Origin of the sequence: Bacillus sp. GMs2/2, from assembly GCF_050172095.1 — a bacterium.
GTDB lineage: Bacteria > Bacillota > Bacilli > Bacillales > Bacillaceae_G > Bacillus_A > Bacillus_A cereus.
Map to the genome: position 1 here is coordinate 1 of NZ_JBNLYE010000318.1, position 4,606 is coordinate 4,606.

The following is a 4,606-nucleotide window of genomic DNA, read 5'->3' on the forward strand; positions in this document are numbered from 1 at the left end:
AAAAACAATACACATTTTATGAAGAAGGGACTGTGATTACAAGGCATCATGAAAAAGATAATAATTATTTCTGCCACTACTATTGTAATCGGGATCACATCTTTCGCTTATTTTGGTTCTAAAACACCACTACATAATGAAGCAAAAGCTGTCGAAAGTCAAAAGCATAATAACCATAAAAAAGAAGAGATTCCTGCTTTTCCAAAAGCTGATCATAATGCAAAGAAAATAGACAATGACTTTTCAGTTGTAACAAATCCCAAATCTAATCTTGTCTTAATTAATAAACATCGAAAACTACCAGATGGATACATTCCTGAAGACTTAACGAGACCAAATGTACCATTTATTAGTCCAAAAGATAAAGAAAAAACATTGCTGCGAAAGGATGCTGCAGAGGCACTTGAAAACATGTTTAAAGCTGCGAAAAAAGAAGGGCTTGATCTTACAGCTGTATCTGGTTATCGTTCATACAAACGCCAAAAATCGTTGCATGATACATACGTTAGACGCCAAGGAAAAGCCGAAGCTAATTCGGTAAGCGCAATTCCTGGTACAAGTGAACACCAAACGGGTTTAGCAATGGATATTAGTTCAAAATCAGCTAAATTTCAATTAGAGCCTATCTTCGGGGAGACAGCAGAAGGAAAATGGGTCGCAGAACACGCTCATGAATTCGGCTTTGTCATTCGTTACTTAGAAGATAAAACAGATACAACAGAATATGCATATGAACCATGGCACTTACGCTACGTTGGTAATCCATACGCTACATACCTATATAAACATCACTTAACATTAGAAGAAGCGATGGAAGACAAAAAATAAGAGAGCAAATTGCTCTCTTATTTTTCTTTCACTCTATTATTGTAGTAATTTCTTCTTCCATTCTTCAGGCCATGGTTCGCCTCTTCCTGTTTTTTTCGACGCTTGAACCATCATTCCACGACCTACTAAACAAACCTCTCCTGCTTCATTCTTCACCATATAATGTAAATCTAAAGAAGAATTCCCAACCGACCCTGCTTTTACATACACCTTCAACTGTTCATCAAAATATATTTGCTTAATAAAATTACATTGTAAATCCGCAACAACGATCATCGTTTCTGATGATGCATGTGTCCACTCTTGCATAAATCCAAGTTCTTTAAACAACGCAATACGAGCTTCTTCAAAATAAGTAAAAGCAACGACATTATTTACATGTCCAAACATATCTACTTCACCAAAACGAACCTTTACAGGGTTGTAAAACGAAAAACCACTTTCCCATTGCTCAAAGTCTTCAATATAAGAAATCCTCTTCATTGTTATCTCTCCTTTTCACCTTAAAATAAACAGAATAAACAGAAAAATATAGTTATAAATATTGCCTCTTCGATATGAAGAGGCAATATTTATTAATAGTTATTATCGCTACCAAAGAAATCTTTGAACGATTGAATTGTTGTATCACGGTTTAATGCCGCAATTGAAGTTGTTAAAGGAATACCCTTCGGACATGATTGCACACAGTTTTGAGAGTTACCACAGTTTGCTAGTCCTCCATCTCCCATAATTGCACGTAAGCGATCTGCTTTATGCATTTCACCCGTTGGATGTGAGTTGAATAAGCGAGCTTGTGATAACGGTGCTGGTCCAATAAAATCAGACTTACTGTTTACGTTTGGACATGATTCTAAGCAAACACCACATGTCATGCATTTTGAAAGCTCATAAGCCCATTGACGCTTTTTCTCAGGCATTCTTGGTCCTGGACCTAGGTCATACGTACCATCAATTGGAATCCACGCTTTAACGCGTTTTAGAGCATTAAACATGCGACTACGATCAACTTGCAAGTCACGTACAACCGGGAATGTCTTCATCGGTTTTAAGCGAATTGGTTGCTCTAATTGATCGATAAGTGCCGTACATGATTGACGTGGTTTTCCGTTAATCACCATCGAACATGCACCACATACTTCCTCTAAGCAGTTCATATCCCATGCAATCGGAGTTGTTTGGTTCCCTTTTGAATCAACGGGATTACGACGGATTTCCATAAGTGCTGAGATAATATTCATATTCGGACGATATGGAATTTCAAACTCTTGGTCAAACGCTTGCGCATCTGGCCCGTCTTGTCTCGTAATGATGAGGCGGATTGTTTTCTCAGACATGTTGTTTATCCCCCTTCTCTTCACCCTTAGCAGCTACATCGTGTTTTGAAGAATAATCACGTTTACGCGGTTTAATTAATGAAATATCAACGTCTTCGTAATGGAATGCTGGTGCATTTCCTTCTCCCTCAAATTTTGCCATCGTAGTTTTTAAGAAGTTTGCATCATCACGATTTGGGAATTCAGGTTTGTAATGCGCCCCACGGCTCTCATTACGGTTATATGCGCCAATTGTAATAACACGTGCTAACTCAAACATATTTGCAAGTTGGCGTGTAAATGAAGCACCTTGGTTACTCCATCTTGCTGTATCGTTAATGTTAATACGTTTGTAACGAGCCATTAATTCTTCAATTTTCGCATCTGTTTCTAATAATTTTTTATTTTCACGAACTACTGTAACGTTATCTGTCATCCATTCTCCAAGCTCTTTATGAAGAACATACGCATTTTCGTTACCATCCATCGTTAAAATATTGTTAAATTTCTCTGTTTCGATTAATTCATTTTGCTCATATACAGTAGATGAAACAGCATCAGATGATTTAGAAAGACCTTTCATATACTCAATTGCGTTTGGTCCTGCTACCATACCACCATAAATTGCTGATAATAGTGAGTTTGCACCAAGACGGTTACCACCGTGCATAGAATAATCACACTCACCTGCTGCAAATAAACCTGGAATATTTGTCATCTGTTTATAATCAACCCATAGTCCGCCCATTGAATAGTGAACAGCTGGGAAGATTTTCATCGGTAGTTTACGAGGATCATCCCCTGTAAATTTCTCATAGATTTCAATAATTCCACCTAGTTTAATATCTAGTTCTTTTGGATCTTTATGAGAAAGATCTAAGTACACCATGTTTTCACCGTTAATACCTAGTTTTTGCTCTACGCAAACATCAAAGATTTCACGCGTTGCGATGTCACGAGGTACAAGGTTTCCGTAAGCCGGATATTTTTCTTCTAAGAAGTACCATGGTTTACCATCTTTATATGTCCAAACACGTCCACCTTCACCACGTGCAGATTCACTCATAAGACGTAATTTATCGTCTCCAGGAATTGCCGTTGGGTGAATTTGAATGAACTCACCGTTTGCATAATATGCGCCTTGTTGATATACAGCAGAAGCTGCTGTACCTGTATTGATAATGGAGTTTGTTGATTTTCCGAAAATGATACCAGGGCCCCCTGTTGCCATAATCACGGCATCTGCTCCGAAACTTCTAATCTCCATAGTTTGTAAGTCTTGTGCAACGATTCCTCGGCACACACCTTCATCATCAACAACAGCTCGTAAGAAATCCCAACCTTCATATTTCGTTACAAGTCCTGCTACTTCGTGACGACGTACTTGCTCATCTAATGCGTAAAGTAATTGCTGTCCAGTTGTTGCACCAGCAAATGCTGTACGGTGATGTTGCGTTCCACCAAATCGACGGAAATCAAGAAGTCCTTCTTCCGTACGGTTGAACATAACACCCATACGGTCCATTAAATGAATGATACCAGGTGCTGCTTCACACATTGCTTTAACTGGTGGTTGGTTCGCTAAGAAGTCCCCACCATAAATTGTATCGTCAAAGTGGATCCATGGAGAATCCCCTTCACCTTTCGTATTTACGGCACCGTTAATTCCGCCCTGAGCACATACAGAATGTGAACGTTTTACTGGTACTAAAGAAAACAGTTCAACATTTACTCCTGCTTCTGCCGCTTTAATCGTTGCCATTAAGCCAGCCAAGCCACCGCCGACTACTATAAGTTTCCCTTTCATGCTCTCCCACTCCTTACTGGTTTGCTAGCTGTGGATCGATGAACGCTAATAATGCACTCACACCTACATAAGATAAACCTAAGAAAATAGCTAATGTTACATAAGTAGAGATTCTTTGTGAACGTGGAGATACTGTAATTCCCCAGCTGATGCAGAATGTCCATAGTCCATTTGCAAAGTGGAAAATTGTTGAAACAACACCAACTAAGTAGAATGCAAACATAGCTGGATTGTTTAAAATATCTGCCATCATATCATAGTTTACCTCTTTACCTAACATTGCTTGAATACGAGTTTCCCAGACGTGCCAAGAAATGAAGATCAGCGTAACGATACCTGAAATTCTTTGGAAAACGAACATCCAGTTACGGAAATAACCGTAAGAAACCGCATTGTTCTTAGCTGTAAATGCAATATATAAGCCATATATAGCATGGTACAGTATCGGTAAAAAGATGATGAAAATTTCTAGCGCATACCGGAATGGAAGGAGCTCCATAAAGCCTGCAGCTTTGTTAAAAGCCTCTGCTCCTCGTGTTGCAAAGTTGTTTACAATTAAATGTTGCGTCAAAAAGACACCAACCGGGATGACCCCCATTAATGAGTGCCACTTACGAAACGTATACTCGCGGCCTTTCATGTCCCCATTACCCCC

The 4,606-nt window shown here is 39.0% G+C and carries 5 protein-coding genes; 1 reads left to right on the plus strand and 4 read right to left on the minus strand.

Annotated elements, in window-relative coordinates; genetic code table 11:
- The first annotated feature begins 48 nt into the window (after positions 1-48).
- A complete protein-coding gene (locus tag ACQGS6_RS23320; RefSeq protein WP_000720201.1) occupies positions 49-828 on the plus strand; it encodes a M15 family metallopeptidase in 780 nt (259 codons plus the stop codon).
- Between the two features lie 36 nt (positions 829-864).
- Here ACQGS6_RS23320 and ACQGS6_RS23325 read toward each other — a convergent pair whose 3' ends face one another.
- The 4 genes from ACQGS6_RS23325 to sdhC form a co-directional block, all read right to left on the minus strand.
- Positions 865-1,311 (minus strand): acyl-CoA thioesterase, encoded by a 447-nt coding sequence (locus tag ACQGS6_RS23325; protein WP_000822736.1) that lies wholly within the window; start codon positions 1,309-1,311, stop codon positions 865-867.
- A 92-nt stretch (positions 1,312-1,403) separates the two neighbouring features.
- On the minus strand, positions 1,404-2,165 hold the full coding sequence (gene sdhB, locus ACQGS6_RS23330; protein WP_001291827.1) for a succinate dehydrogenase iron-sulfur subunit: 762 nt from the start codon (positions 2,163-2,165) through the stop codon (positions 1,404-1,406).
- A complete protein-coding gene (gene sdhA, locus ACQGS6_RS23335) occupies positions 2,158-3,951 on the minus strand; it encodes a succinate dehydrogenase flavoprotein subunit (protein WP_000676750.1) in 1,794 nt (597 codons plus the stop codon). Before sdhA ends, sdhB begins: the two co-directional genes overlap by 8 nt.
- A 13-nt stretch (positions 3,952-3,964) precedes the next feature.
- Complete coding sequence (gene sdhC / locus ACQGS6_RS23340; protein ID WP_000678354.1) at positions 3,965-4,591, minus strand: succinate dehydrogenase cytochrome B558; 627 nt, start codon at positions 4,589-4,591, stop codon at positions 3,965-3,967.
- Positions 4,592-4,606: the final 15 nt, after the last annotated feature.

Coding starts and splice junctions, on each gene's coding strand:
- ACQGS6_RS23320 (WP_000720201.1), top strand. CDS start 49: ATGAAAAAGATAATAATTATTTCTGCCACTACTATTGTAATCGGGATC.
- ACQGS6_RS23325 (WP_000822736.1), bottom strand. CDS start 1,311: ATGAAGAGGATTTCTTATATTGAAGACTTTGAGCAATGGGAAAGTGGT.
- sdhB (WP_001291827.1), bottom strand. CDS start 2,165: ATGTCTGAGAAAACAATCCGCCTCATCATTACGAGACAAGACGGGCCA.
- sdhA (WP_000676750.1), bottom strand. CDS start 3,951: ATGAAAGGGAAACTTATAGTAGTCGGCGGTGGCTTGGCTGGCTTAATG.
- sdhC (WP_000678354.1), bottom strand. CDS start 4,591: ATGAAAGGCCGCGAGTATACGTTTCGTAAGTGGCACTCATTAATGGGG.